At 57.4% G+C, this 24,503-nt stretch carries 17 protein-coding genes and 1 pseudogene; 5 read left to right on the top strand and 13 right to left on the bottom strand.

Translation table 11 applies throughout. The features are described 5' to 3' along the window. Window positions 1-6: 6 nt before the first annotated feature. From G536_RS0119190 to G536_RS0119210, 5 genes are all read right to left on the bottom strand, one after another. On the bottom strand, window positions 7-3,273 hold the full coding sequence (locus G536_RS0119190) for a SusC/RagA family TonB-linked outer membrane protein (protein ID WP_022825226.1): 3,267 nt from the start codon (window positions 3,271-3,273) through the stop codon (window positions 7-9). Between the two features lie 318 nt (window positions 3,274-3,591). Then, window positions 3,592-4,623 (bottom strand): 5-methylcytosine restriction system specificity protein McrC, encoded by a 1,032-nt coding sequence (locus G536_RS0119195; RefSeq protein WP_022825227.1) that lies wholly within the window; start codon window positions 4,621-4,623, stop codon window positions 3,592-3,594. Between the two features lie 117 nt (window positions 4,624-4,740). After that, a complete protein-coding gene (locus G536_RS28905) occupies window positions 4,741-6,078 on the bottom strand; it encodes an AAA family ATPase (RefSeq protein ID WP_022825228.1) in 1,338 nt (445 codons plus the stop codon). Window positions 6,079-6,195: 117 nt separating this feature from the next. Continuing rightward, window positions 6,196-6,318: a hypothetical protein gene (locus tag G536_RS32915; RefSeq protein WP_022825229.1), complete on the bottom strand. Its 123-nt coding sequence runs from the start codon at window positions 6,316-6,318 to the stop codon at window positions 6,196-6,198. A gap of 83 nt (window positions 6,319-6,401) precedes the next feature. Beyond that, window positions 6,402-8,483 (bottom strand): sigma 54-interacting transcriptional regulator, encoded by a 2,082-nt coding sequence (locus G536_RS0119210; RefSeq protein ID WP_022825230.1) that lies wholly within the window; start codon window positions 8,481-8,483, stop codon window positions 6,402-6,404. Window positions 8,484-8,711: 228 nt separating this feature from the next. On the opposite strand from G536_RS0119210, the gene G536_RS0119215 reads away from it, so the two are divergent. The 3 genes from G536_RS0119215 (at window position 8,712) to G536_RS0119225 (ending at window position 11,808) form a co-directional block, all read left to right on the top strand. Continuing rightward, a complete protein-coding gene (locus tag G536_RS0119215; protein WP_084708707.1) occupies window positions 8,712-10,049 on the top strand; it encodes a TolC family protein in 1,338 nt (445 codons plus the stop codon). A gap of 103 nt (window positions 10,050-10,152) precedes the next feature. Beyond that, window positions 10,153-10,587 (top strand): universal stress protein, encoded by a 435-nt coding sequence (locus G536_RS28910; RefSeq protein ID WP_022825232.1) that lies wholly within the window; start codon window positions 10,153-10,155, stop codon window positions 10,585-10,587. Window positions 10,588-10,710: 123 nt separating this feature from the next. Next, entirely contained in the window at window positions 10,711-11,808 is a 1,098-nt protein-coding gene (locus G536_RS0119225; RefSeq protein ID WP_022825233.1) for an HlyD family secretion protein, read from the top strand. 81 nt (window positions 11,809-11,889) lie between these two features. Here G536_RS0119225 and G536_RS0119230 read toward each other — a convergent pair. Continuing rightward, window positions 11,890-12,207, bottom strand: a pseudogene (locus G536_RS0119230) (four helix bundle protein); the annotation flags it as partial. A gap of 149 nt (window positions 12,208-12,356) precedes the next feature. Between G536_RS0119230 and G536_RS0119235 the strand changes: the two are divergent. Continuing rightward, on the top strand, window positions 12,357-13,928 hold the full coding sequence (locus tag G536_RS0119235; protein ID WP_022825234.1) for a DHA2 family efflux MFS transporter permease subunit: 1,572 nt from the start codon (window positions 12,357-12,359) through the stop codon (window positions 13,926-13,928). Window positions 13,929-14,085: 157 nt separating this feature from the next. Here G536_RS0119235 and G536_RS0119240 read toward each other — a convergent pair whose 3' ends face one another. The 4 genes from G536_RS0119240 to G536_RS0119255 all read right to left on the bottom strand — a co-directional run bounded on the left by G536_RS0119240 (window position 14,086) and on the right by G536_RS0119255 (window position 18,322). Then, entirely contained in the window at window positions 14,086-15,078 is a 993-nt protein-coding gene (locus G536_RS0119240; RefSeq protein ID WP_022825235.1) for a hypothetical protein, read from the bottom strand. 286 nt (window positions 15,079-15,364) lie between these two features. Next, the gene (locus G536_RS28915) at window positions 15,365-16,342 is read right to left on the bottom strand and encodes a hypothetical protein (RefSeq protein WP_157530776.1); all 978 of its coding nucleotides are present in this window, start codon (window positions 16,340-16,342) and stop codon (window positions 15,365-15,367) included. A 185-nt stretch (window positions 16,343-16,527) separates the two neighbouring features. After that, a complete protein-coding gene (locus G536_RS30965; protein ID WP_084708708.1) occupies window positions 16,528-17,946 on the bottom strand; it encodes a M56 family metallopeptidase in 1,419 nt (472 codons plus the stop codon). Beyond that, window positions 17,912-18,322 (bottom strand): BlaI/MecI/CopY family transcriptional regulator, encoded by a 411-nt coding sequence (locus G536_RS0119255; RefSeq protein WP_022825238.1) that lies wholly within the window; start codon window positions 18,320-18,322, stop codon window positions 17,912-17,914. The genes G536_RS30965 and G536_RS0119255 overlap by 35 nt, the downstream gene beginning before the upstream one ends. Before the next feature lie 193 nt (window positions 18,323-18,515). Here G536_RS0119255 and G536_RS0119260 point away from each other — a divergent pair, with 193 nt between their 5' ends. Further along, window positions 18,516-19,730, top strand: a complete 1,215-nt coding sequence (locus G536_RS0119260) for an alpha/beta hydrolase family protein (protein ID WP_022825239.1) — start codon at window positions 18,516-18,518, stop codon at window positions 19,728-19,730. An 88-nt stretch (window positions 19,731-19,818) separates the two neighbouring features. On the opposite strand, the gene G536_RS0119265 is transcribed toward G536_RS0119260, so the two are convergent. The 3 genes from G536_RS0119265 to G536_RS0119275 all read right to left on the bottom strand — a co-directional run bounded on the left by G536_RS0119265 (window position 19,819) and on the right by G536_RS0119275 (window position 24,391). Further along, entirely contained in the window at window positions 19,819-20,190 is a 372-nt protein-coding gene (locus tag G536_RS0119265; protein WP_022825240.1) for a hypothetical protein, read from the bottom strand. Between the two features lie 89 nt (window positions 20,191-20,279). Then, on the bottom strand, window positions 20,280-21,875 hold the full coding sequence (locus G536_RS30970; RefSeq protein ID WP_169515130.1) for a TonB family protein: 1,596 nt from the start codon (window positions 21,873-21,875) through the stop codon (window positions 20,280-20,282). A gap of 50 nt (window positions 21,876-21,925) precedes the next feature. After that, on the bottom strand, window positions 21,926-24,391 hold the full coding sequence (locus G536_RS0119275) for a penicillin acylase family protein (protein WP_022825242.1): 2,466 nt from the start codon (window positions 24,389-24,391) through the stop codon (window positions 21,926-21,928). Window positions 24,392-24,503 lie beyond the last annotated feature (112 nt).

Raw genomic sequence — 24,503 nt, forward strand, 5'->3', positions numbered from 1 at the left:
ATGCTTTTAGAAACCAATATTGAGCCCTACAGTGTAGGTGCGAGCCTGCCCCACGGAGTTGCGGTCAACGCCAGCTGCGCTGTTGCTGCCACCATTAGTGGAGATTTCCGGATCAATACCCGAGTAATTGGTAAACAAAGCGGCATTCTGCACCTGCACATAGAACCGGGCGCTACTCATGCTGAAACGCGTTATGAGGTCCTTGTTCAGCGTATAGCCCAGCGACACGTTACGCAGACGCACAAAATCTCCCTTTTCCACGTTCGACGACATAATCAGGGCCGAGCCGTTGGATACGTTGTCGTTGAATACCACCCGGGGCCACGAGCCATTGGGGTTCTCGGGCGTCCAACGGTCCATTATATCGGCGTCGTTATTCCAGAAGCGCTGATCGTGCAGCCCGGCCTTGGTGCCGTTGTAAATGTAGTTGCCGCCTGAATACTGAAGGAAAACGCCTAAGTCGAAGTTTTTGAAGCGGAAGCTGTTGTCGAGGCCACCGTACCACTTAGGTATCGTTGGGCCGTAGTACTCGCCGTCCGCTTGTTGGTTTGGAGCAGTTGCCGTAGTACCGTCTAGGAACGTCCAGCCGGTGCCAGCTCCTTGATGGTTGTACTGCACTTCCCGTACGTCGGTAACAACACCCTCGGCGTTTCTGATTTTCTTGAGAAACTTCCGCTGGCCATTTTCTGGGTTAATACCCGTTGTGGGTACTGCTAGTATGCGCCCGATAGAGCCACCTACTTCAGTGAAGTTCACTGTTTCGAGTCCAGAGGTAGCTGTGCCGAACCGTTGTCCTTGGGTTACCAAGGTAAGTACCTCGTTCTTCTGAGTAGTCAAGTTGCCGCTTACTGTCCAGGAGAAATTGGTGCTTTGAACAGGGCTATAGCGCAGGTTGAGCTCAATCCCGGTATTGCGCATTGAGCCAATGTTGGCAGCAATAGAGTTGATAGCCGTTAAATCGCCAGGACCCGCTGAACCGGCCGGAATACCACGCGAGGGAGCAGTAGGGGCATCCAGAATCAACCCGTCAACTAGGTTGCGGTAGTAGGAAAAGTCCCCCGTTACCTTGTCTTCCAAAATACCGAAGGACAAGCCTACGTCAGTTTTTTTGCTGGTTTCCCACGTCAGATTACGGTTACCAGGCCGCGAGAAATACAGCGTAGGGGAGGCCGCATACAGGCCCGAGCCATACGTAGCCAACGACACGAAGTCGGAAATACCATTTGCGTTGCCTACTTCACCGTAGCTTCCAGTGAACTTCAGGAAGCTAACAACAGAGGAGAAAGGAGCATTTTTCCAGAAATCCTCTTCTGAAATAATATAGCCGGCTGAGGCCCCATAGAAAGTGCCTCTTTTTTTGGCCCAAGCGGAATATTCGTCGCTGCGTACGTTAAGCGAAACCAGATACTTCTTCGAGAAGTCGTATGTGAAACGTCCGAAATAGGAATTCAAAAAGTTCTCACCTTGAAAGTTGCCAGACGCAGTGATGTTGGTGTAGTTGCCCTGGAAGGTGTTGAAGAATATGTCAGCCACTTGGGTTCTATTGGCGCCCCAGCGCTGAATATCCGTTTTCTGCTGCTCAGAGCCGATGAGCAAACCAAAGTTGTGTTTCTCGCCTACGGTCCGGTCGTATTGCAGCGTATTTTGCCAGTTCCAGCGCTTGTTGGTACGGTAGAAGTTGGAGGCCGAGCCACCAGTAGAAAAACCGTCACCGGCCAGCGGCGTGTTAAATGACTTGTCTTCGAAAGCCAGATTGTTGATGCCGTAGTTGGTACGCAGGTTTAGCCCACTAACAATTTCCCAGTTGGCATATACACTACCTTGGATTTCGTTGCCCTCAGAAGTGAAATAGTTGCTTTCTATGTCTACAATAGGGTTGTAGTAGCCAGGTATGAGCGGGGCATAAGTTAGCGGGTTAGTGCTGGCCGGCAACGGGTTCAAGTTGGCACCGGCACCTACGTTAGCAGTTTGTGGCGTCAGGTTGGGCGTACCATCTGGGTTGCGGGCCGGGATGTTGGGTGGCAAAACGAGTGGCGCACGGCCTAGGCCTGCCACACTGAAAGCGGCATCACCAACTGACCCTGAGTTGGGGGAAGCATTTCGGCTGTTGGAATAGCTAACGCGCGTACCTACCGTGAAATTCTTGTACACGCGGTGGTCGATATTCAGGCGCGCCGACATACGCTTGAACTCGTTTTTCTCCAGCATTCCCTGCTGCCCAGTGTAGCCAACCGAAGAGTAGAAAGTGGTTTTTTCAGTGCCGCCGGAAAAGCCAACGTTGTTGGAATGTGAGAAGCCTGTCCGGTACACTTCATCGTACCAGCGAGTGTCTATTACGTTGCCATTAGCATCTAAGGTAGGGCGGAAGGCTCCTTCCAGGTTATTGGCCGCGCCACCAGCCGCTCGCCGGTTATCATTTAAGTTACGAACGGCTTCGTTCTTAATTTCGATGTACTGCTCGGCATTCAGCAAGTCGTAAAGCCGCACTGGATTTGATATGCCTACCCATGAATCAAGGGTCACCTTGCTTTGACCGCGCCGACCCTTCTTGGTGGTTATTTGGATAACGCCGCCCGCCGCTCGTGAGCCGTAGATGGCGCTAGCAGCAGCATCTTTCAGCACCTCTACACTCTCAATATCATTGGGGTTGAGGTTACTAAGCGGGTTGTTGGCCACGTTAGCTACTGCCGACTGGTTGCCACTATATGCCGGGATGCCGTCAATTACATAAAGTGGATCTGAACTCAAGTTGATGGAGTTCACCCCGCGGATGCGCACTACTGGTGGGTTGTTCAGCACTCCGTTTGGAGTAGTGATATTGAGGCCTGGTGCTTGGCCCTGTAAAGCTTGCTCGAAACTTTGTACTGGTTTTTGAGCTATTACTCCACCTTTAATAGAGGAAATAGAGCCAGTTAGCTCCCGCCTATTTTGGCCGCTTCCGTAGCCTACTACTACCACTTCATCAAGCCCGGTAGTGGTGGTGGCTAAAGTGGCATTGATAGCCGACTGCGAACCAATGGCTACTTCCTTGGAGTCGAAACCAACGGATGAGAAAACTAGCGTAGAAGCCCCGGCTGGCACCGACAAACTGTAACGGCCTTCGCCATCGGTGGCGGTACCTTGGGAGGTGCCTTTGGCTACTACCGTAACGCCAGGAAGCCCGGCTCCATCGGTACCGAGTACCCGGCCGGTAACGGTCCGCGCCTGGGCCAGCACATCATGGCTGGCCAGCGCGAGTACGGCAATAGGTAATGAGAGTAGGGTTCTTCTCATGTGGTGAGTGATGAATTAAAAGGGTTTTAATGTTTTTTAGGAAAAGCCACTGCATTGGCAACCTCAGCAAGTATATGTTATTGTTTTGTTAATAGAAAGTATGAATGCCGAATAAAATTATCATTCCCTATAATTGAGCCAAGTAAGTAACTTAATACTCACTATAGACATAATCCTACTCCTCTTGAGGAGTACAATAAGGTAAGTTTCATGCGTTGGTTTCAAGAGAATCAACAAGATACAGGAGAGCCCCACTTTATAGCCGTAGCTAACGACGATAGAGTGGGGCTTGAGTTGATGCGGAGAGAGAGAGAAGCGTTAGCTAATCAGTTCCAGCAGATCGGCGGCAATACTTGACCAGGGCTGGGCGAGGTCGAGTGTGACGATGCGCACGGGGTGGCCGCCGAGCGTGTAGCGCACGTCGAGGGTGTGGCTGGCGGCGGGATACAGGAGGATGCCTTCTAGGTGCTGGCCGGGGGCTACGGGCTGGTTTTGGAGGTAGGCGTACAGCTGGTAGAGGTGAGGCGAAATCAGCTTCTGCTGGTCGTAGCGCGGGCGTAAGGCGGCAGCGTAGTACTTAGTGTCCAGGATGATTTTACGGTCCGGCGCTTCCAACGTGGTGTCGGTAATCATGGCCGGCAGCAGGTCGAAGGCGGCCGGGGAATCTGCTTCGGCCTGCCAACGGATGGTTTCCGACAGCACCCGGAAACGGCGCTGCTCTAGCTTGTAGAAGTTGCGGACAAACTGCTCGAACAGGCGTGCCATCAGTGGCTCGTCGCGGCGGAAGTCGCGGAAGCGGGGGCGGCCGGTGGCGCTGGGCGCGGGCAAGGCACTGTGGTACACCAACTCACACACGTTCAGTAGGAAAGCTGCTATACCAGTGGGGCGTAGCCGGTGTACCGTTCGCAATGTGGCAGCAGAAAGCGGCAGCGGCTCTACACCTGCCGGAAACCGGCGTTGGGTTATGCGCAACTCGTGGCGCAGAGCAGCGGGTAGTACGCGGGTGCGGGCAAGCTGCAGCAACGTACCTAGTAATAGCTGGTTGAGCGGCGCATTGGCACTTAGCTCATCGTAGCTGCAAATGGCCCGGCCTCGGCTAAGCAGGTTGCGGGTTACGCTGGGTGCTAACAGCACGCGGCCGCGCAGTTCCGGCAGTTCCTCTTCCCGTTCAGTATACGCCACCGGTAACCCTTGGCGCAGCAACCGGCGGGTACCCCTCAGAAGCACGTGGGCCAGCAGTTCTTGGGGGCGGTGAAATGTATCAGCCTCTACTGCCAGCAGTTCCGCCTGTTCCGGTAGCCGATTCCAGGCGTAGCACAACAGGTAGTAGAGGTTCTGAATCGGAATCATGGGAGTGGCGAATTCGTGAAATGGTGAACTTGTGAGTTGATATTCCTCTGGTGCAGAGCCAGCTGGCGCAGTTGGCTAGAAGGGGCTTCGCAACTTCGCTTTTCACAACTTCACTACTTACCGCAGTAATCGTTTCTTTTGGGCAGCGGCCTTGGTGGGCTGGTCCAACCAGTAGTCATCCAAAAGAGGCGCTATTTCCTGCTCCAGAATCAGGCGTAGCCAAGTATCGGCGGCGGCAGGGCTGGGGGGCGGCTGACAGAAGTAGCTGTGGCCGATGCGGTAATCGGGGCCGAGTTCCGGGTCATCGGCAATAACCTGGTTTAGTTCGGTGAGGCGTGCTACCAGATGCTCAACAACCGGGGCGGGTACGCCTTGCGCTTGCAGAAACCCCTGCAACGGCGCCCCAAACTCCGGAGCCAGTTCCACAAAGGCGAAACGGCGTCGCAACGCGTAATCCAGCGGGGCCAAACTCCGGTCGGCTAGGTTCATGGTGCCGACAACAAACACGTTAGCGGGTACGAAGAAACGCGGGGCATCGGCGGACGCATAAGGCAGGCGCACGGCGTGAGCGGGGCCGCGCTTGTCGGCTTCCAGCAGCAGCAGCAGCTCCCCGAAAATGCGGCTCAGGTTGCCCCGGTTCAGTTCGTCAATCAGCAGGAAGTACGGCCGCTCGGGGTCTTGGGCAGCCCGTTGGCAGAAAGCCAGTAGCACCCCATCCTGCAACCGAAACGCGCCCTGCGCATCGGGCCGAAAGCCCTGCACAAAATCCTCGTAGCTGTAGCTCGGATGAAACTGCACCAACTCCACACGGGCGGCATCGGTAGCACCTAATTCCAGCCAAGCTAGCCGCCGCGCCAGAAACGTTTTGCCGGTGCCCGGTGGGCCTTGTAGAATCAGGTTGCGGCGGCGGTGCAGGGCCGCCAGCGCAGCATCCAACTGTGTTTCCGACACAAACAGCTCATCAAGGGCCGTCTGCCGGTTGTAGGGCGTAGCCGGCAGCGTATCGTGGGAGTAGGGAGCAAGTGGCTCTTCCACAACGAATGCAGTGGGCTCAGTGGCTTCCGACGTGCTAGGAGGCGCTGCTAGGCTAGGTGGCTTGGCCTTGCTGCGGGTGATGCCCGTGTGCAGCTCCTGCATGGCCTCCTGAGCGGCGACGTCGCCATCCAAGGTGGAATTTTCGAGGGTAGGACGCTTGGTGGCAATGGTGAAATCAAGCTGCTCCAGCACCCGGTTGGTGGCCGCGCCCGCCGGTAGGGGCCAAGTAGCTTTCGGCTGCTCCGTAGCCAGCCGATACGCCAGCTGCGCCACCGCCCGCGGGGCGTACCTCCGGCCTTGGTACACCAAGTCATACACAGTGCTCAGCGGCATGCGCGGGCCTTCTTGATCCAGCTGTTGCAGCGCCTGTAGCACCTGCTCGCGGGTTAGTAAACTCAGGTCGGGTTCAGGTTTTGCCATTCGTTTAAAAGTACGGGTAAAACCCATTTATGGCAGGTTTAGGTCCCGTTGGGCTACTTCTTAAACGCAAAAAAGCCCGGCTGCTACCTGCAAACCGGGCTCTGACGCAAAGCAAGCCTACTTGGCTTGCGTGGTCTTCTTTTTGCCGTCGGGCTTGTCCTTTACGGTTTCTTCGTTTTGCTTTTCCTTGTTCTTGGTGGCAGGATCGGTATGCTGGGGCGTGGTGGTGGGCTGAGCCATGAGGATGCTGGTTAAGAGGAATGGATAGTATAGGCAGCTATACGAGTGGCAAGCAAATACCGCCGAGCTTTGCTGAAATCCTGTTAGTCGGCTACGCCCACCATGCGCTGAATGCCCAGCTTTTTCATGCGGGCTTCCAGGGTTTTGGGGTTGATGTCGAGGAGCACGGCCGCACCGTTGGGGCCGCTGACCCGGCCGCCGGTACGGTGCAGCGCCGCCAGAATATGGTCGCGCTCCTGCTCCTTTAGGGTTTTGAGTGGGCCGCCGGTTTCGAGTGGGGCCACGCTGGGGCGGGTGGCCGAGAAGCCCGCAAATTCCAGAAACGGCCCCTCACTCACAATAACGGCTTGCTCCAGCACGTGCTCCAATTCGCGCACGTTGCCGGGCCAGCTGTATTGCCGCAACCCTCGCAAATCCCGCTCCCGCAGGCCGCGCACGGGCTTGCCCATCTGCTTGGTGAAGCGCTCCAGAAAGTGCCGCATCAAGGGCTCAATATCGTCAGGCCGCTCACGCAGGGCGGGTAAGCGGACGGGAAACACGTTGAGGCGGTAGTACAAGTCGGCGCGGAAGCGGCCGGCGGCTACCTCGTCTTCGAGTATGCGGTTGGTGGCCGCAATTACCCGCGCGTCGCTCTTGATGACGCGCCGCCCACCAATCCGCTCGAACTCCTTTTCCTGCAACACCCGCAGCAATTTGGCCTGCAAATCCAGCGGCAGTTCGCCCACTTCATCCAAGAAAATAGTGCCGCCATCGGCCATTTCAAACTTACCGATGCGCCGGTCGTGGGCGCCCGTAAACGCGCCTTTCTCGTGGCCGAACAGCTCACTCTCAATCAACTGGGCCGGCAGCGCGGCGCAGTTGAGTTTGATAAGCGCCCGCTCTTTGCGCGGCGACAAATTGTGCAGGGCGCGAGCGGCCAACTCCTTGCCGGTGCCGGTTTCGCCCTGAATCAGCACGGTGGTATCGGTGGAGGCTACCTGCCGGATGCGGGTCTGCACCTGCTGCATGACGGCGCTGGGCCCCACGAAATCCTCGAACTTGGCCGTGGTGTTGATTTCGTCGATGAGGTAGGTTTTCTCCTGCTCCAACTGTGCCCGTAGCGCTTCAATCTGCTCGAAGGCAAACAGGTTTTGCATGGCCAGCGTGAACTGCGGCACCAGGCTGCGCACCAGGTCCAAGTCGGCGGGCGTGAAGTTGTGGGGGTTGCGGCTGGCCAGCACCAGCACCGCCATCTGGTCTTGCTTCACCCACAGCGGCACCCCCAGCATCGAGCGGGTGCTGTGCTGCTCGGCGGCGTGGCGCAGCATCCGGTAGCGGGCCGTGAGGGCAATGAAATCCTCGCCGGTGTGAATGGCCGGCTCAGCAAATAGTCCGAACGTTTCGGCCTGCATGGCCTCCCGGCCTTCCAGCCCTTCCCACCGGTCCTCGCTTAAGGCCTGAAAGGTGGTGCCGTCTAGCTTGGCGAATTCGGCGAAGCTCTCGGTGGCCGCGCCGCGCCGCTGAATGCGCAGCCCAAAATAGTCGCAGGGCACGAGGCGGTCTAACTCGGTGGCAACGGTTTGGAACAGCTGCTCCCGGTTTTTGCTGCTCAGCAATGCATTGTTGATGGACAGCTGCACCGATTTCTCCTGCTCCCGGCGGGCCACTTCCTCGAAAGCCAGCGCGTTACTGACGGCTACGGCAATCAGGCTGCCAATTTTTTCCAGCAGCGTCAGGTCCTCGGGCGCGAAAGTGGGGCGGCGGCGGGCAGCCATGACCAGCAAGCCCACCAATTGGCCGCTGGTGCGCAGCGGCGAAATGGTGAGGTTGGGCATTTCCCGTTTGTACATGCGCTTAAATGGCAGGTAGTCGGGGTATTGGTTTAGCAGATCGGCAATGTCAACCTGCTGCACGTGCGGTTCGCGTAGGAAAAGCTCAATGGGCGAACCCGCAATGGGCGTGGCATCGGGCTGGTCGGACATGATGGGCGGTGCCCCGTCGAGCAAGTCGCGCAGGAAAATGCGCTTCTGCTGGAGCGTGCTATCAAAGGTGATAATGGCAATGCTGTCGAACGGGAAAATCAGCCGCAACTTCTCGGTCACTATCTTAAATAGCTTTTCTTTGGTGCGGGTGGTGGCAATAGCTTCGTTGAGATAAAGCAGCAACGATTCGTCCTGATTATTCATGGCTGAGCTATAAGAAGCAAGAGAAATAATCCTCAAATATCAGGATTTATATTGAGTAATTTCTGATATATGAGGAAATAAAATGCATATGGTACTGATTGGTTAGCAGTAGTAGAAAAAAATAATCTGCCTTTAAACGCCGTGAACGAGGATTTTATGATGTATTAAACAGATTTTAATGCTTTGGCACATGATTGGGTAAGAGGCTGGCACCAACAAGTTGAATTTATGATGCTTTCCCGATCAACTTTAGCTGCTCCTCTCCTCACAACCCTCGGGTTGCTGGTGGGCACTGCAGCCTATGCCCAGGTACCGATTGCCACGGCAACTGCCGGCGACTCCCTGTCGCTGGAATCTACGGTGCGCTCGGTGCTGGATGCCAACCCCGCTATCAATGCCCTGCAGGAGGAAGTGAACCAAGCCCAAAGCCGCCTCAACGAAACGCGCACCTACTTGAAGCCGGTAATAGATGGTACCGCCAGCTATACCCGCATCGACCCGGTGGTGAAGATTCCGCTGGGGGATGCCACGTTCCAGTTGGCCCCGGCCAACAACTACGACACGCACATATCGGCCCGGTATACGCTGCTGGATTTCGGCCGGGCTAATGCGGCTATTGAAGCCGCTAAAAACCGCGCCCTCACGGCTTCCGACCAAATCAACGTAACCCGCCGCGACCTAGCGTATGCTGCCGCGCAGAGCTACTACAGCATCTTGTTTGCGCGTGAAGCCATCCGGGTACAAGACGCCCAGATTACCTCCTTGCGCCAGCACCAGCGCGAAATGGAAAAGCGGGTACAAGGTGGCGTGAGCACCAACTTTGACGTGACCACCACGCAGGTGCGCATTGCCCAGGCCCAGGACCGTAAGATTGACTTGCAGAACCAGCTTCGCAACCAGGAAATTCAGCTGGCCCGCTTGCTGCACCGCCCCGAAAACGAAGTAACGCCCGTACGCGGCCGGTTCGAGTACAACCCGCAGGCCGTAGACGTAAACGCAGCGCTGTTGAAAGGCTCGGAAAACCGGCCCGAAGTGAAGCTAGCCAAGGATGCGGAGCGGACTGCCACTGCCCAGCTGCGGGTGGCCGAAGTAAGCAACAAGCCCACGCTGAACGTGCTGGCCCAGGCCGGCGGTAAAAACGGTTACATCGTGCCAAACCTGGAGCGGTACCGTTTCAACACCGTAGCCGGGGCGCAGCTTTCCATTCCAATTTACGACGGGGGGCGCAATAAATACGAGCGTATCACGGCGCAGTCGGCTATCAAAGGTGCGCAGGCGCGCACCCAGGACACCCAGGAGCAAGTACGCGCCGACGTGTTGCAGGCTGTGAACAACATGCAAACCAGCACCGCCCGCTACGACAACTCCGAGGTGCAGATTGGGCAAGCCACCGACGCCCTCACCCGCGCCAAGTCGCGCTACCGTTACGGGGTCGGCAACAACCTCGACGTACTCGACGCCGAAACCCAGCTGGCTCAGTCGCGCCTCTCGCGCCTCCAGTCCATCTACAATTACACCCTCGGCCAGTACCAGCTCCGCCGCGCCACGGGCGAGCAAATTTGGTAAGTGGAGAAGTTGCGAAGAGTGAAGTTGCGAAAACTCTGTGTAACAGGGGTTAGCAACTTCCTCCAAAACGTCACCATTTCACAACTTCACCATTTCACCTCCCATGACCCTTACATCCATTCTTTGTCCGATTGATTTTTCGGCGGCGACGGGGCCATTGGTGGCGTATGCAACGGCCCTGGCGGCCGGTACCAGCGCCAAGCTGCTGCTACTGCACGTGTTGGAGCAACAGCCCATGCTGGCCGGCCCCACCGACCTGGATCTGGCACAGCAACTGGCTGGCTACCACGCCAGCGCCGAGCTGGCTGGGGCTCAAGTGAGCACCGCCATTGTGCCCGGCACCGACGCTGCTACGGAAATAGTAGCCGCCGCCCAGCGCTACGCCGCCGACATGATTGTGATTGGGGCGCACGGCCGCACCGGCCTCACCCGCTTCCTGATGGGTAGCACCGCCGAAGGAGTCGTCCGTACGGCTGCCTGCGTCACGTTGCTCGTGAAGTCGCCCACCGAATCGGGCGCTTACCGCAAATCAGCTTAATCTTATTTGTAGGCTTTTCGGTTGATAACCAAGTAGTCAGCTGCCGAAAAGCAACAGCAAATCCCTCTTTGTCTTCGTAGAAGAACAAGTAACCAACAACCAGAAACCAGCAATTCTTACCATATGGCAACCTCCGTTCAACAAAATCCAGCTGTAGCTCCCAACTCTTACGCGGAGCCAGTGGAAGAGCAGCCAGCGGGCCGCTCGAAGCGCCCGTTTGTTTTCATTATCCTGGCGCTGGTACTACTGGTGGGCGGCTACTTCGGCTGGCAGCGCTATCAGTTCAGCCAGGCGCACGAAGAAACCGATGATGCCCAAGTGGAAGGCGACGTGTATCCCATCATCCCGCGCGTAGGTGGTCCAGTACTGGAAGTGAAAGTACAGGACAACCAGCAGGTGAAGAAAGGTGACGTGCTTGTGACCTTGGATGCCGCTGACTACCAGCAGCGCGTGAATGCCGCTGAAGCTGGTTTGGCCGCTGCTAAAGCCAACGTAATAGCCGCCCAAGCGGCCGTAGGTACCGCCCAGGCCAACGTGCGCACGGCCCAAGCTACTATCGGCGTGAGTGCCGCCACCCGTTCCCGCCTCCAGAAAGATTTGAAACGTAGTGAGTTTCTGCGCAAAGAAGACATCATCCCACAAAGCGACCTAGACGCGGTGCAGGCTAACCTGCAATCCACTTCGGCGCAGGCTACCACTGCGCAGCAGCAGGTAGCCGTAGCCCGGCAGCAAGTAACCGCCGCGCAGCAGCAAGTAGCGGTAGCGCAAGCCGTAGTAAAACAGCGCCAGTCGGAACTCGACAATGCCAAGTTGCAACTCAGCTACACCACGATTGTAGCGCCCGGCAACGGCGTAGTAAGCAAAAAGAACGTGCAGCCCGGCCAGGTAGTAGGCCCTGGCCAGCAGCTGATGGGCTTGGTAGCCAGCAGCCAAACCTGGGTAATTGCCAACTTCAAGGAAACCCAGCTCGGTGAGATGCGCGAAGGCCAGCCCGTTAAGATAGAGGTGGATGCCTACCCCGGCCGCGAGTTCGAAGGCAAGATTCAGTCGTTGTCGGCTGCTACCGGCGCCCGTTTCGCCCTGCTGCCCCCCGATAACGCCAGCGGTAACTTCGTGAAAGTAACCCAGCGCGTCCCCGTCAAAATCGTGCTCGACAAAGTAGACCCCGAGCACCCCCTCCGCGCTGGTATGAGCGTGGTAGCTACGGTAAAGGTGAAATAGTTAACTAGTGAAATGGTGATTTTGATGTTCCGGTGGCGTGAGTCTGCGCAAATAGAATGTCAAACTCACTAGTTCACCACTTTACCGCGGCTTGGCTTTCTTGCGAGTGGTAGCTAGCACAGATAGAATCTCGATGTATTCTTGCTCCAGGCCGAATAATCGGTCTTTAGGTAGAATGCCAGCGTCACCAATTAGTTCGAGCCAAAAAAGGGTCTCATCTGCTTCTTCCACGCAGATACATAGCTTAGCGTACCACTCGGCAGCTGAGCGGCCCCGGCAGGCAGCTCGAAAATTAGCAGCCACCGAAGTAGCTGAACGTAATAATTGCTTGCCCAATGTAGCAGCCTCGCCTGTGCGAGGAAGATGCTGAAACAGTCTGATCACTCGCAACGAGGCTTCTTTAGTTCTCTTTCGATAGGTCTTCGATAGGTCTCATTGAATGACACGTTGGGTATAGCTTCCTCTTCCATAAAGTGAATAAATGAGCTGATGTATCACAAATAAGAACATCAAACTCACTAGTTCACTATCTCACCATATCACCGTTCATGGAAACCGGATTTACCAAGTGGATCATCGTCGTTACGGTGGTGATGTGCTGCTTGCTGGAGCTTATTGATACCAGTATTGTAAACGTGGCCCTGACCCAGATGATGGGCAACCTGTCGGCCACGCAACAGGAGGTGACCTGGGTAATTGCCTCGTATGGCATTGCCAACGTAATCGTCATTCCGATGACGGGCTTCCTGGCCGAGCAGTTCGGCCGCAAAAACTACTACCTCGTGTCGGTGGTCATCTTTACGCTGGCCTCCATTGCCTGCGGCCAGAGTACCAACATCTGGGAACTGGTGGCCTTCCGTTTCATCCAAGGCATTGGCGGCGGAGCGCTCATGGCTACCTCGCAGGCCATCCTCGTGGATACGTTCCCGCCCAAGCAGTTGCCCTTGGGGCAGGCTTTGTTCGGTATGGGCGTCATCATCGGCCCGACCATCGGCCCAACGCTCGGTGGATATATTGTGGATAACTACGACTGGCCCTGGATTTTCTACGTGAACGTGCCGGTTGGTATTCTGGCATCCATTTTCACGCTGCTCTTCATCCGGGACCCCGAGCGGATCAAGAACGCCATTCCGCGGCCCTTGCGCGAAATTGACTGGGCTGGTATTTTCCTGCTGATTCTGGGCGTCGGGTCGTTGCAGCTGGTGCTGGAGCAGGGCGAAACTGAGGACTGGTTTGAAAGTCTTTATATCAACACGTTTGCCTTGTTGGCCGCCATTGGCCTTATCGGTTTCGTATGGCGCGAGCTTACCGCTCGGCAGCCTATTGTGGACTTGCGCATCTTGGGCCGTAGCCGCAATCTAGCGGTTGGCGCGGTGTTGTCGTTCGTGCTGGGCTTTGGTATGTTTGCGTCGGTGTTCATCTTCCCAATTTTCACCCAGCGTATCCTAGGCTTTACGGCCGCCCAAACCGGTCTGATCTTGTTGCCGGGTGCGTTGGCTTCTGGCTTTATGATGCCCGTCATCGGGAAGATGCTGCAAGCCGGGGTGCCCCAGAAATTCATGATTCCAGTGGGCTTCCTAATCTTCTTCGTCTTCACGTTCTGGATGGCGCAAATCATTTCGCCCACCGCCGGCGAATCCGACTTCTTCTGGCCGCTGATGGTGCGCGGCTTGGGTATGGGTTTGATTTTCCTGCCCATTACTACCATGAGCTTGGCCGGCCTGAGCGGTAAAGACGCCGGGCAGGCAGCCGGCCTCACCGGCATGATCCGTCAGTTGGGCGGCTCTTTTGGAGTAGCTATTGTAGGCACGTACCTGGAGCGCAGTATTGCCCAGAACCGCATCGGGCCCCTAGCCAACATTTCGCTCTACGACACCAACACGGTGGAGCGTATTCAGGCCTTCACTCAAAACTTCATGTCGCGCGGCTTCACCCTGGAGCAGGCCCGTCAGCAAGCCTACGCAGCCCTCGAAGGCATCCTGATGAAGCAGGTATCCATCATCACCTACTCGCAGGTGTTTACCATGATTGGCTTGTTCTTCGTTGTCTGCCTGCCGCTGGTGCTGCTCATCAAGCGCGCCCGCCGCGGCGAAGTCATCGACCTAAACGCCGCACACTAAGGTGTAGGGTTTGAGGATAGAAGGGTAAGAGTTTACTAGTTATTTAGCCAAGTAAAAAGCCCCAACCGAGTTTCGGTTGGGGCTTTTGCTTTGTAGCTCTCACACCGCTGACTTGAGAACTGTACTTCACTCATTCGCTCAATTACTTATTCATTCTTTATTGATACTGAATGTAGAGCGGTGAAGGAGTCAGCGCAATAACCTCCGCGGGGGTCATGATGTGGTGGGGTTTAGGCCGGGCATCATACTCGTAGAATAGTTTAAAACCCGTGTACTGCACTGGCTCCGCCTTGATGTAGGCATCGTACGAGTCCTTTTTCAGGACAGGGTCACCGTGGCCATCCATGTGCATCACAATCTGCACGCGCGGGTCGAGCTTGATATTTTTGTAGTTGGAAATCATTTTCCGAGTGAAGCGGTGCACCGTCAATACCTTAGGTGGTAGCTTATTTTCACTCACGATGCGGGCCAGGAAATTCACCGTGAAGTTCACGTCTTTGGCGTCGAGGGTGCCAATGCGCTGGTTGGGGCGCACGCCGGGCATGGTAGCGAGTGAAAACTCGGGGTCGATGCCTAGGTGAACGATGGGGTCTTTGAGGTATTGCTCCAGCTTGGGCAGTTCGGCTTCCAAAGTACTGTGGCCGGGCTGCACGTCCAGAAACAGGAGGCAGTTGTGCTCTTTGGCCCAGCTTAGCACTTCTTCGATAGTTGCTTTGGAGTTCATTAGGCGCCACTTGCCATCTTTGCCGGGAGTGCCCTGAGCCGTGATGGTTACGTTGTGTAAGGCAGCCTGCACCGGAATGCTAGGGTCGGCGGCCTGCCATTCCTTCAGCACCCCAGCGAACTTGCGGAACATCTGCTCCTTGGGTTCGCGGCCCAGAATGCCCATGCCTTTCGAGCGAATATTGCCGTAGAACGCTATGATGCGGTGGCCTGGCAAGATAGCGCCGGGCAACTGCCCGCTCTTCTTCACGATAGAATCGGCCTTGAGCGAGTCGCGGCGCATGGCGGCGCGTTTCAGGGCCAGGGTATCAACTACCGCGGGCTTGGTGGTGTCGGCAATGGTGGCGGAATCGGCAGATTCGGTGCCGGAGCGGGAGCCGCAGCCCGATAAGGTGGTCAGGGATAAGGCAATGCCCAGGCCGGACAATGCAAGGCTAAGAGAAGAGATATACCGCACTACAGGAGGCTGAGAGTAGGAAGGAAAGTGCCGGAAAGGTACACTTTTATTCCTGCGCCTGTAAATAGGATATAGCAGATAAGGCCGGCTACCTACGTGATGAATAGCAGGCGTATATGACAGCGGAAAATGCCTTGCCTGACGTAATAAAACACTGCTGGTCAGTAGTTAATTCGTGCTGTTTCTTCTGCTAAGCTCAACAGTAAAAAGGAAATAAACAGCCGGTTGGTGGTGGCCGGCGCAACCCGATTAAATCTTACTGATACTGAATGTAGAGCGGCGAAGGTGTGAGGGCGGCCACTTCCTCAGAAGTCATAAGGCGTGAGTTGGCCCGCAGGTCGTTTTTTAGGAAGATTTTAAAGCCGGTGTACTCCACAGGCTCCTGCTTGATGAACTTGCGGTAAGAGCTGCGCTTCACCTTGGGCGTGCCCCAGCCATCCATGTGCATCACAATCTGCACGCGCGGGTCGAGCTTGATATTCTGGTAGTTGGTTACCATATCCTGCCGGAAGCGATGCACCACCAGCACTTTAGGCGGCAGTTGGTTTTCACTCACTACCCGGGCCAGAAACTGCCGGGCATAGTTGATGTCGGCGGCGTCGAACTCGCCCACCTCAGTGCCCGGCCGCCGCCCCGATTTCATCGAGAATTCTGGGTCGATGCCGAGGTGCACAAACGGTAATTGCAGGTACTTTTTCAGCTTGGGGAGTTCGTGCTGCAAGTCGCTAAGGCCTACTTGCACGTCCAGAAATACCAGCGCGTTCCGCTCCCGGCCCCATTCTACTACCCGCCGGATGGTGCTGTCGGGCAGGGCCTGGCGGTACTTGCCGTCGGCACCGGAGTCGCGCTGGGCAATGACGGCCGTCATGTGCAGGGCTGGCCGCACCGGCAGCGAGTCAGTTTGCTGCCACACGGCCACCCGCCGGTCCAGGCGGCGCAGCATTTCGTCTTTCGGGTATTGGCCCAGAATGCCCATAGCCTTATGCAGCGGGTTGCCATAAAAGGCCACAATGCGGGCATCGGGCAGAATGGCGCCTGGCAATTGCCCGCCCACTCGCGCCACCGAATCGGCCCGAAGCGAGTCGTGGCGCACGGCCTCCAGCTTGCGTTTGTCCAAGGCTGCCGCGCTGACTTTGGTGGGAGTGGATTCGCAGCCTACCAGGCCAAACGAAACGAGGGAGCAGCCAGCTACGACGAGTAGCAGGCTGGCAAGACGGTAAACAGTAGAGAGCACTAACACCAAAGCAAGCGAATTGGAAGACGAACTACAGCAACAACCAGTGGGCTTTTTAGGGTCGGAAGCGCGCGGGGAAAAGTCGAGGCTTGGAATGTAAGGTACAATTCAATCAACGAAAAAGCCAGCCCTAAGCCTTACGACGTAGGTACTGGCTATGGTTTCGAAAAATGTTAAGAGGCAGCTTATTGCTGTTGCGCTGGATACGAAATCGATACTGTTTTCTGGTTTGGCAGCTTCACCTGAGCTTGGTCTAAGGCGAAGGCAATAGGTACGGTATATGCCACGGCTACCTGTTTACCATCCTGGCGGCCGGGCGTCCACTTGCCCGGCAAAGTACGCACGGCGGCTAAAGCGGCTTCGTTCATGGCTTGGGCTGCTGGTGCCAAGTCAGGTGGGGCGCTTATTCCCTTTTTGAGGCTAACTGCCTGCATGCTTCCATCCGAGGCTATAATAAAGTCAACGAATACTTTGCCCTCCAGTTCGGCCTTCAGTGCCGCCGCTGGGTAGCGTAGCTGCTGCGTTATGTCGGTCAGTAGTTTGGTCATGCCACCTGCATACTCCGGCATATGCTCTACAAAGTTGTAAATGGCAGGCGGTGGTGGTGGCGGCGGTAGGGCAGGCGGTGGCGGTGGCGGGGGTAGTAGGTGGCTGTCTGACGAGGTGTCGGCAGTGGGCGCAGTTGGTTCAGCGGCCTTCTCGCAGGAGATAGTAACGAGCAGCACCGCGCTAACGGGCAAAATAAGCCACTGTTTCCAGCGGCGCACAGGGGGGGATGATTGAAGCATGGCAATACGGGTTAGAATGGGCGAATGGGTGAAGGAATGAGGTAGAGGTAGGGGCGGATATAGCCGCCGAAGCGCCAGACGGGCCAGCAGTGCCACGTAAGTAGCTGAAGTAGTGGAAGGGGGAGCACCTTCAAGCACGGCGGCATCGGCGAGGTACTCATGGGTGAGTGCCAAGGCTCGTGGATAGCAATGCACAAAGGGGTTGAACCACAGCACAGCTTGCAGTACTCGTAGGTTGAGTTGCTCCCACGTGTGGCCCTGCTGCACGTGCACTAGTTCGTGGTAGAGCACTTGCTGCGCTTCGGCGGGCGTCAGGTCGGCGGTTTCATCCCAGAACACAAGGCGGCCGAATGAGCTGATAGGAAGCTGCCCGCTGGTTGACACCAAGGTATAGCCAGCGCGTGGCTCGCGCGGCAGCCGGCGCGTGGTTTGCCACAGGCGGAATACCTGCCAGCCTAAGCGGGCCACACCTAGCCCGACACCAGTCCCGTACACTATCGGTAACCACGCCCAGAAGGTAGCAGGCGAAGTGCCGGTAGTACCTACCACTGCGGTAGGCAACACAAAGGCTGGAGCAAGCAACGCAGAGGAAGCCGCCTGAGTTGGTAGCCAGCTACCCAACTTGGGCACAAGCACAGTCAGGAGGGGAGGCAGGAGCAGCGCCAGCCACGGGGTGTAGCGCAGAAACTGCCGGTTGTACTGAAAGTGGGTTTCCCGGCGCAGGGCCAGCCAATAAAGCAGCCAGCAGGCCCCTAGGCACAGGGTGCTTTGCCACATCCAGTTAAGCAGGGCGGCTGTTGTTGGCAGGAGCATCATCGTCGGGGCTAAGGTCTTGCTGGGCGTGGCGTAGTAGCTCTTCCAATTGCTTGGCGTCGAGGTCCTCTTCCTTTGCAAAAAAGGAAAGCAGCCGGCTGAACGAGCCCCCAAAGTGTCCGCCGAGCAGCTTGCGCAACGAGAAACGCCGGTAGTCGTCTTGGGCTACCAAGGCGTGGTAGCGGTGGGTGCGCCCGAAGGCCTCATGGCCCACAAACCCCTTTTGCTCTAGAATGCGGATGATGGTGGACACGGTGTTGTAAGCGGGCGGTGGGGCGGGCATGTCGGCCAGCACGTCCTTCACGAAGGAGGGGCCGCGCTGCCAGAGCACCTGCATCACCTGTTCTTCGGCGCGGGTGAGTTCGGGGAAGGTTTGCATAGAGTATCAGTGGTTGAATCGAATGTATAACTAAATAATTAGTTATACAACTAATATTTTAGGTAATGCAATTGATGTAGATTCTTTGAGCTGCATAGGGTGGTTGTTGGAATAGTGCAGTTCAAGGCTGTTTAACAGGAAATCTTTTCGCGCAAGTGGTGTTATCAGGTTGACAATCACCTATCTCTTGCCTGTGTTTTTTAAGTCTGATTTCTATTTCCGCCGGTTGCGGCTCACCGTTCTGCTGTGGGCGGGCCTGGGCGTGGCCGCCGGTAGCAGCTGTACCAAAGACGACGCGCCGCTAACCGAAACCCCAGTTGCCCCCGAAACCCACCTCGTCAGTAGCACCCTTATCGGGGAGTACAGTACTACGGCGCTGGCTGGCCGGGTATCCACTATTCCGATAGCCGGGGCGCTGGTGCGCTACCCCATTCGGGTGTACAAGCTGACGTACACCACCCGCAACACCGATGGCCAGTCGGTAACGGCTTCGGGTGCGTTGCTGGTGCCGGTAACCACTGCGGCGTTGCCGCTGCTCAGCTACCAGCACGGCACCATCCGGCCCGATGATGAAGACCGCGCACCATCTTACTACAGCACTAGCAGTGAGGTGTATTCGGCCGTGTCGGTGCTGGCGTCTACGGGCTACATCGTGTCGGCACCCGACTACCTGGGCTATGGGGCCAGCAAGGCGCTGCCGCACCCGTATGAGCACGGCGAGTCGTTGGCATCGGCCTCATTGGATATGCTGCGGGCAGCCAAGGAGTTTTGCGAGAAAGAGAAGGTGACGCTCAACAAAAAGAACTTCCTGCTGGGCTACTCCGAAGGCGGCTACGCCACTATGGCTTTGCATAAGCTGATGGAGGAAAAGCACGCCACCGAATTCACTGTGACAGCCAGCGCGCCGGGGGCTGGGGCCTACCACAAATCCGCCTTTGCCGACTACATTCTGGCTTCCACGCAGCCACTGAATTTCCTGAGTACCTACGTGTGGGTGCTGGATACCTACAACCGCGTGTACGGTATCAACCGGCCCTTGACTTATTACTACAACCCACCCTACGCCGCCCAGCTACAAGCCAACCCTTTTAGCGCCGTGCCCGACCGCGCCAACGAGCTGTTCACGACGGGCTTCCGTACCGGCATCCTTAACAAAGCCGACGCCCCAATGGCCGCCGCCTTCCGCGCCAACGACCTCCACGACTGGAAGCCCAAAGCTCCGCTGGCTCTCTTCCACGGTACCGCCGACGATTACGTGCCCTACTTCAACTCCGAAAACACCTACCGCGCTATGCGCGCCCGCGGGGCCACGCAGGTATCGTTGCACCCCATCCAAGGTGGCAACCACTTCACCTCGGTAGCGCAATACACGCTGGAAGCCCTGGGCTTCATTACACAGTATTACTAACTGGTAATTAATTGATACTCCCGCAAACGGCAAGGCCGATTCTCCACCTGGAAGAATCGGCCTTGCCGTTTGCGGGAGTATCATGGTGTCAGCTTTGGATAAGCTGAACTGGTGCCACGGCCTGCCGTGCCCACGCGCCGGCCAGCGCTGCCAAGCCACCTACCAAACCACCCACCACTGCCGTGACCAGCACCAGTAGCCAAGCCTGACCACCCAGCGGCAGTAGCTGCGCCACCCGGTGCGCCAGCAATCCGTCGTTCTGGATATTCAGCCAGCCGGCTAGTAGTAACCAGCCCAGCCCTACGCCCAGAAAGCCCGCCCAAAAGGCTTTGCCGCCCGTGCTGCCTAGTGCCGCCGCCAGCCCGAAACACAACGGTGTAATCACCCACCACGGCAAGAGTAGCTGCGCCACAAACGCCAGCACCAAAATCAGTAGGAATAGCAGGGGTAAGGACTTCATAGCAAACAAGACGGTGATGGAGTGAAGGGTAACTCGTGGCCGAGGTAACTAGTCGGCTACACTTGCTGATAAAAGTTGCTGTGTTTCACTCAGCCGGTGCTACCGGGCGGCAGCTTGGCGGCCGGGGCCGGCATCCGAATGTGTAGAGTCTGGCGCACTGAAACCGGCTGGTCGGCGGCGTTACGGGCGGGCGTCCAGCGGGGCATGTCGCGGACTAAGCGCAGGGCTTCTTCGTCGCAGCTGCGGCAAAGGGGGCGCACCACTTCGGCGGCGCCTATCTTGCCATCGGCCTGCACCACGAAGCGCACTTCCACCGTGCCCGCCAGGTTTTCCTGTTTCAACACTTTCGGCTCGCGCATCTTCTCGGTGAGGTAGTTACGTAGAGCCGTTTCGTTGCCGGGAAAGGTGGCCTGCGTGGTGACCTGGTGGTATTCGAAGACGTGGTTGGGACCGTACATCACCACCGGTATAGTCATTTGCACGGATACTGTTTTGCCGTTCTGCTTGCCCGGTGTCAGGTGGGGCAACGCCTTCACGGCAGCCAACGCGGCCTGGTCGCAGGTGGGGCAGAGGCTGCGCACCACTTTGGCATCGGAGGTTGAGCCGTCGGGGCGCACCACAAAGTTCACGTAGACTTGCCCTTCACTTTTTCCTTCCCGCACCTCGGCTGGCAACACCAACGCCGCCTGTAGCGCCGTGCTGATGCTCACCATAGTGGGAGCACCGGGGATAGTAGGCATCTGTTCCACGTAGGTGTACACCTTTTCTTCGGGCACCACCGGAGTAGAGGGCGTGGTTGTAGCGCCGCTTGCTGGTGATGAGTTCACGGTGAAGGTAACCGGCACGGTATAGCTGACGGTCACTGTGCGGCCGTTCTGCTTGCCCGGTGTCCAGGTGGGCATGCTGTTGATAACGCGCACCGCTTCTTCGTCGCAGCCCGAGCCGATGCCTTTCAGTACCTTAACATCACTTACACTGCCATCGGGCTTCACCACGAAAGCTACGAACACCCGGCCCTCTACCTGATTGCGCAACGCCAACGCCGGATACCTGGTGTTGCTTTGAATGTGCTTCATCATCGCCTCGCGGCCGCCCGGAAATTCGGGCATTTGCTCTACGTAGGTGTAGACTTTGTTTTCCACCACCTCTTCTGTCACCCGGTGGTCTGGCGCCAGACTGGAAAGATCAGGGGCTGACTGCTGCGTAACAGCCTCCATGGGCTTCTGAAACCGGACTTCCAGCGCATAGCGGGTAGCCACGGCTTCGTCGTTGCGGCGACCGGGACGCCAGCTGGGCATAGCCTGTATGAGCCGAAGCGCCTCGGCATTGGTGGCCGCACTTAGGCCCCGCGCGACAAATACGTCGGTCAGGCGGCCGGTGGGGCGTACCACAAAGTTCACGAACACCGCACCTTGCACGCGGCCTTCCTTCACTTCGGCGGGTAGCCGGGCACCTTTCAAATACTGCTGCAAAGCAAACTGCCCCGCCGCGTATTCGGGCTTGATTTGCAGCTGATAGGCTTCGTACACCGTTTCGGAAGGGGCAGTAAAAGTGGTGGGTTTAGTGGTTCTAGGGGGAGCTTTTTTTGCAGCCGATTTGGTTTGCGCCGCAGCGGGTAGCAACGGCAGTGCCACAAGCAGCCCCGCCAACAACCGACGGCGCACTGAGCTAGATAAGGTGAACATAGATAGAATAGAAATGGAATGTTGCCAGTGAAGGTACGCAACCATACTGGCTAGCGTGACAAGGTCCAGGCAGCCCGAACGCGCGAATTGGACTCGCCGGCGCTGCGCAGAAATACCAGCTCGTTGAGCTTACCTACGCGCCAAGTTTCCAGCATATCATCATAGGCGGCCGAGCCGGGGTTGCCGCTTTGCCCACCGGGAAACACGCCGTAGGCCTTCACCTGCGGCCCCAGCGCCACCACCATGCGCCACGACGGCCCGGTGCGGTTGGTGGTAGCATTCACAATGCCCGCGCCGCCGCCACAGTCCAAGTCCATGTGGCCGAAGCCCGGTATCTGAAGCATGTGCAGGATGTCAGTGCTTTTCTGGTTTTTCCAGGCCCATTTGGGGCTGATGGGGCCGTATTTGCGAGTAAGAGAGTCGGTAGCGAAGCGTAGGCTCTGGCGTACCAGCTGTGGCAGGGTTTCGCGCTGCGGCGTGCGCCGGTCGTCTATCCAACGGCTGTTTTCCTGGTGCAGAATGAGCTGCTTATTCCGGTCACGGGCCGGAACGCGCATTTCCAGGCCGGTGGCTTTCAGCCCGAAATCATCGGCCCAAATGCGCTTGACGAGGTTGGCGTACCATAAATCATACACACTCGGCGCCAATGCGTCGGCAGAGTACTGGTAGTTCCAGCGGCGCATTTCGGTGAGCACGCGGGCCTCAGGCGAATTGCTAGCTATCAGCGTATCACCGTTGGCGGGGCCGGCTGTCAGTTCCAGTAACCGAGGCATCAGTTGTTGAGCCGTGACGTTGAGGTTGTCGTTTTGCAGCATGCGGAGGCTGTTTGGCGTCACTTGGCTCATGGCCGTTAGCCGCTCGTTGATGCGGTGCGACCGGTCGTAGCTGCCGTCGCCGTAGTCCCAGTTCAGGTAGTAGGGGTAGTCGGGGCCGGTGGAAAATTGGTTGGCCGACGCCACAAAGTTGCGCGGCGGGTTCTTCACGTGCGGATTCTGCGCGGCCGGAATCCAGCCCTGCCAGTCGTAAGCCGGGTCGGTGCCATCGAGAATAAACTTGCCCTGATTGCGCCACTTCAGCGGAAACCGGCCGTTGGGCCAAATGGCAATATCCTTCTCGGCACTCGCAAAAATGAAGTTCTGAGCGGGCGCGCCGTAGGTGCTTAGCGCGGCGGTGTAATCCTGGTAGTTGTGGGCGCGGTTGAGGCGGTAAAACGTCTGGAACTCGTTGGCCGCGTCGTGGGCGGTCCAGCGCATGGCGTGAGCAATGGGCGTTTGGGCCAAGAAGGGCTTCTCCGGCTTGTCGTACACGATGGGGCCGTGGTGGGTGTAGAGCACCGTATCGAGGCGGTCGGGCTGGCCGCGTACTTTGATATGTTCCACCACCCGGCGCACCGGTTTCCAACGGTTGTCGTGCCAGTATTCGCGCCGGGTGTGGTCCCGGAACTTGATTTGGTACCAGTCCAGCACGTCGGCGGCCACGTTGGTCACGCCCCAGGCCACTTGCTCGTTGAAGCCGATAATGGCAAACGGCACGCCCGGAATACTCACGCCGTACACGTTCACGCCGGGTCCCGCTAGCTGCACCTGATACCAGATGCTAGGCAGATTCAGCTGCAAGTGCGGGTCGTTGGCCAGCAGCGGAAAGCCCGAAACCGACTTCGCCCCGCTCACCGCAAAGTTGTTGGAGCCCAGCTCCGGGTCCGGCTCGTTCTGTGGCACCTTATCAGACATGGCCGCCGTGAAGCTAGGCGGCGTGGCCGGTACCGGCAGCGGCTTGAAATCCAGCGGCGTGCCCACCGGCACAATGGGTTCTTCCTGCACCGGATAGTCGGGAAACAGGTCCTTCACCACCGCCGGGCCGTACTTGGCCAGCGCGTTGCTCATGCGCAAATCGTCGGAGCGGCCACTTAAATCGAAGGCCATGTACTTCAGGATCAACGAGCATTTCAGTGGGCTCCAAGGCTCGGGCGCGTAGTCGAGCAGCTTGTACTCGAAGGGCATGGTTTTCGGCGTGAGCGTATTAATGTAGGCATTCACCCCATCCGAATACGAAGTCAGTACCCCGCGGACCAGCGGGTCGGTCATGGCCGAATCCAAGGACTTTTGCGCCCCGTAGGGCAAGCCCATGCGCCGAAAAAACCGGTCGGTTTCCAGCCGCGCCGGCCCCACGATTTCCGCGAGCCGCCCGGCTGCTACGTGGGTGATGAAATCCATCTGCCAAAGCCGGTCTTGGGCCGTGAGGTAGCCCTGGGTGTAGTACAGGTCGTGGTCGTTCTGGGCGAAGATGTGCGGCACCCGCTTATCGTCGAAGCGCACTTGCACGGGCTGTTGCAGGCCGGGCAGCCGCAAGGTTTGCTGCTCCGGGAAGGCGTCGGCGGTTTCGCCGTTCTGCCAGAACCCGCGGAACGGGCTCAGCAGCTTGCCAATCGGTGGGATGTCGCCGTGCTTGGTATTGAGTACCCACGTAAGGGTTAGGGCAACAACAGTGGCCAGCACGGCCCGAACGTAATGCAGCATAAGTCAGGCAGGTAAGGTGTCCGCCTCACAACATTCGACAAAAAAACGCGGCGCGCAAACCATAACTAGGTCGCACGCCGCGTTGACGCTGAATCAGGACGGTATTGCGCCG

The sequence above is a fragment of the Hymenobacter norwichensis DSM 15439 genome (assembly GCF_000420705.1).
Classification (GTDB): Bacteria; Bacteroidota; Bacteroidia; order Cytophagales; family Hymenobacteraceae; genus Hymenobacter; species Hymenobacter norwichensis.

Excerpts from the sequence above, each read along its gene's own strand:
- G536_RS0119190 (WP_022825226.1), bottom strand. The coding sequence starts at position 3,273 with ATGAGAAGAACCCTACTCTCATTACCTATTGCCGTACTCGCGCTGGCC.
- G536_RS0119195 (WP_022825227.1), bottom strand. The coding sequence starts at position 4,623 with ATGATTCCGATTCAGAACCTCTACTACCTGTTGTGCTACGCCTGGAAT.
- G536_RS28905 (WP_022825228.1), bottom strand. The coding sequence starts at position 6,078 with ATGGCAAAACCTGAACCCGACCTGAGTTTACTAACCCGCGAGCAGGTG.
- G536_RS32915 (WP_022825229.1), bottom strand. The coding sequence starts at position 6,318 with ATGGCTCAGCCCACCACCACGCCCCAGCATACCGATCCTGCCACCAAG.
- G536_RS0119210 (WP_022825230.1), bottom strand. The coding sequence starts at position 8,483 with ATGAATAATCAGGACGAATCGTTGCTGCTTTATCTCAACGAAGCTATT.
- G536_RS0119215 (WP_084708707.1), top strand. The coding sequence starts at position 8,712 with ATGATGCTTTCCCGATCAACTTTAGCTGCTCCTCTCCTCACAACCCTC.
- G536_RS28910 (WP_022825232.1), top strand. The coding sequence starts at position 10,153 with ATGACCCTTACATCCATTCTTTGTCCGATTGATTTTTCGGCGGCGACG.
- G536_RS0119225 (WP_022825233.1), top strand. The coding sequence starts at position 10,711 with ATGGCAACCTCCGTTCAACAAAATCCAGCTGTAGCTCCCAACTCTTAC.
- G536_RS0119235 (WP_022825234.1), top strand. The coding sequence starts at position 12,357 with ATGGAAACCGGATTTACCAAGTGGATCATCGTCGTTACGGTGGTGATG.
- G536_RS30965 (WP_084708708.1), bottom strand. The coding sequence starts at position 17,946 with ATGATGCTCCTGCCAACAACAGCCGCCCTGCTTAACTGGATGTGGCAA.
- G536_RS0119255 (WP_022825238.1), bottom strand. The coding sequence starts at position 18,322 with ATGCAAACCTTCCCCGAACTCACCCGCGCCGAAGAACAGGTGATGCAG.
- G536_RS0119265 (WP_022825240.1), bottom strand. The coding sequence starts at position 20,190 with ATGAAGTCCTTACCCCTGCTATTCCTACTGATTTTGGTGCTGGCGTTT.
- G536_RS30970 (WP_169515130.1), bottom strand. The coding sequence starts at position 21,875 with ATGTTCACCTTATCTAGCTCAGTGCGCCGTCGGTTGTTGGCGGGGCTG.
- G536_RS0119275 (WP_022825242.1), bottom strand. The coding sequence starts at position 24,391 with ATGCTGCATTACGTTCGGGCCGTGCTGGCCACTGTTGTTGCCCTAACC.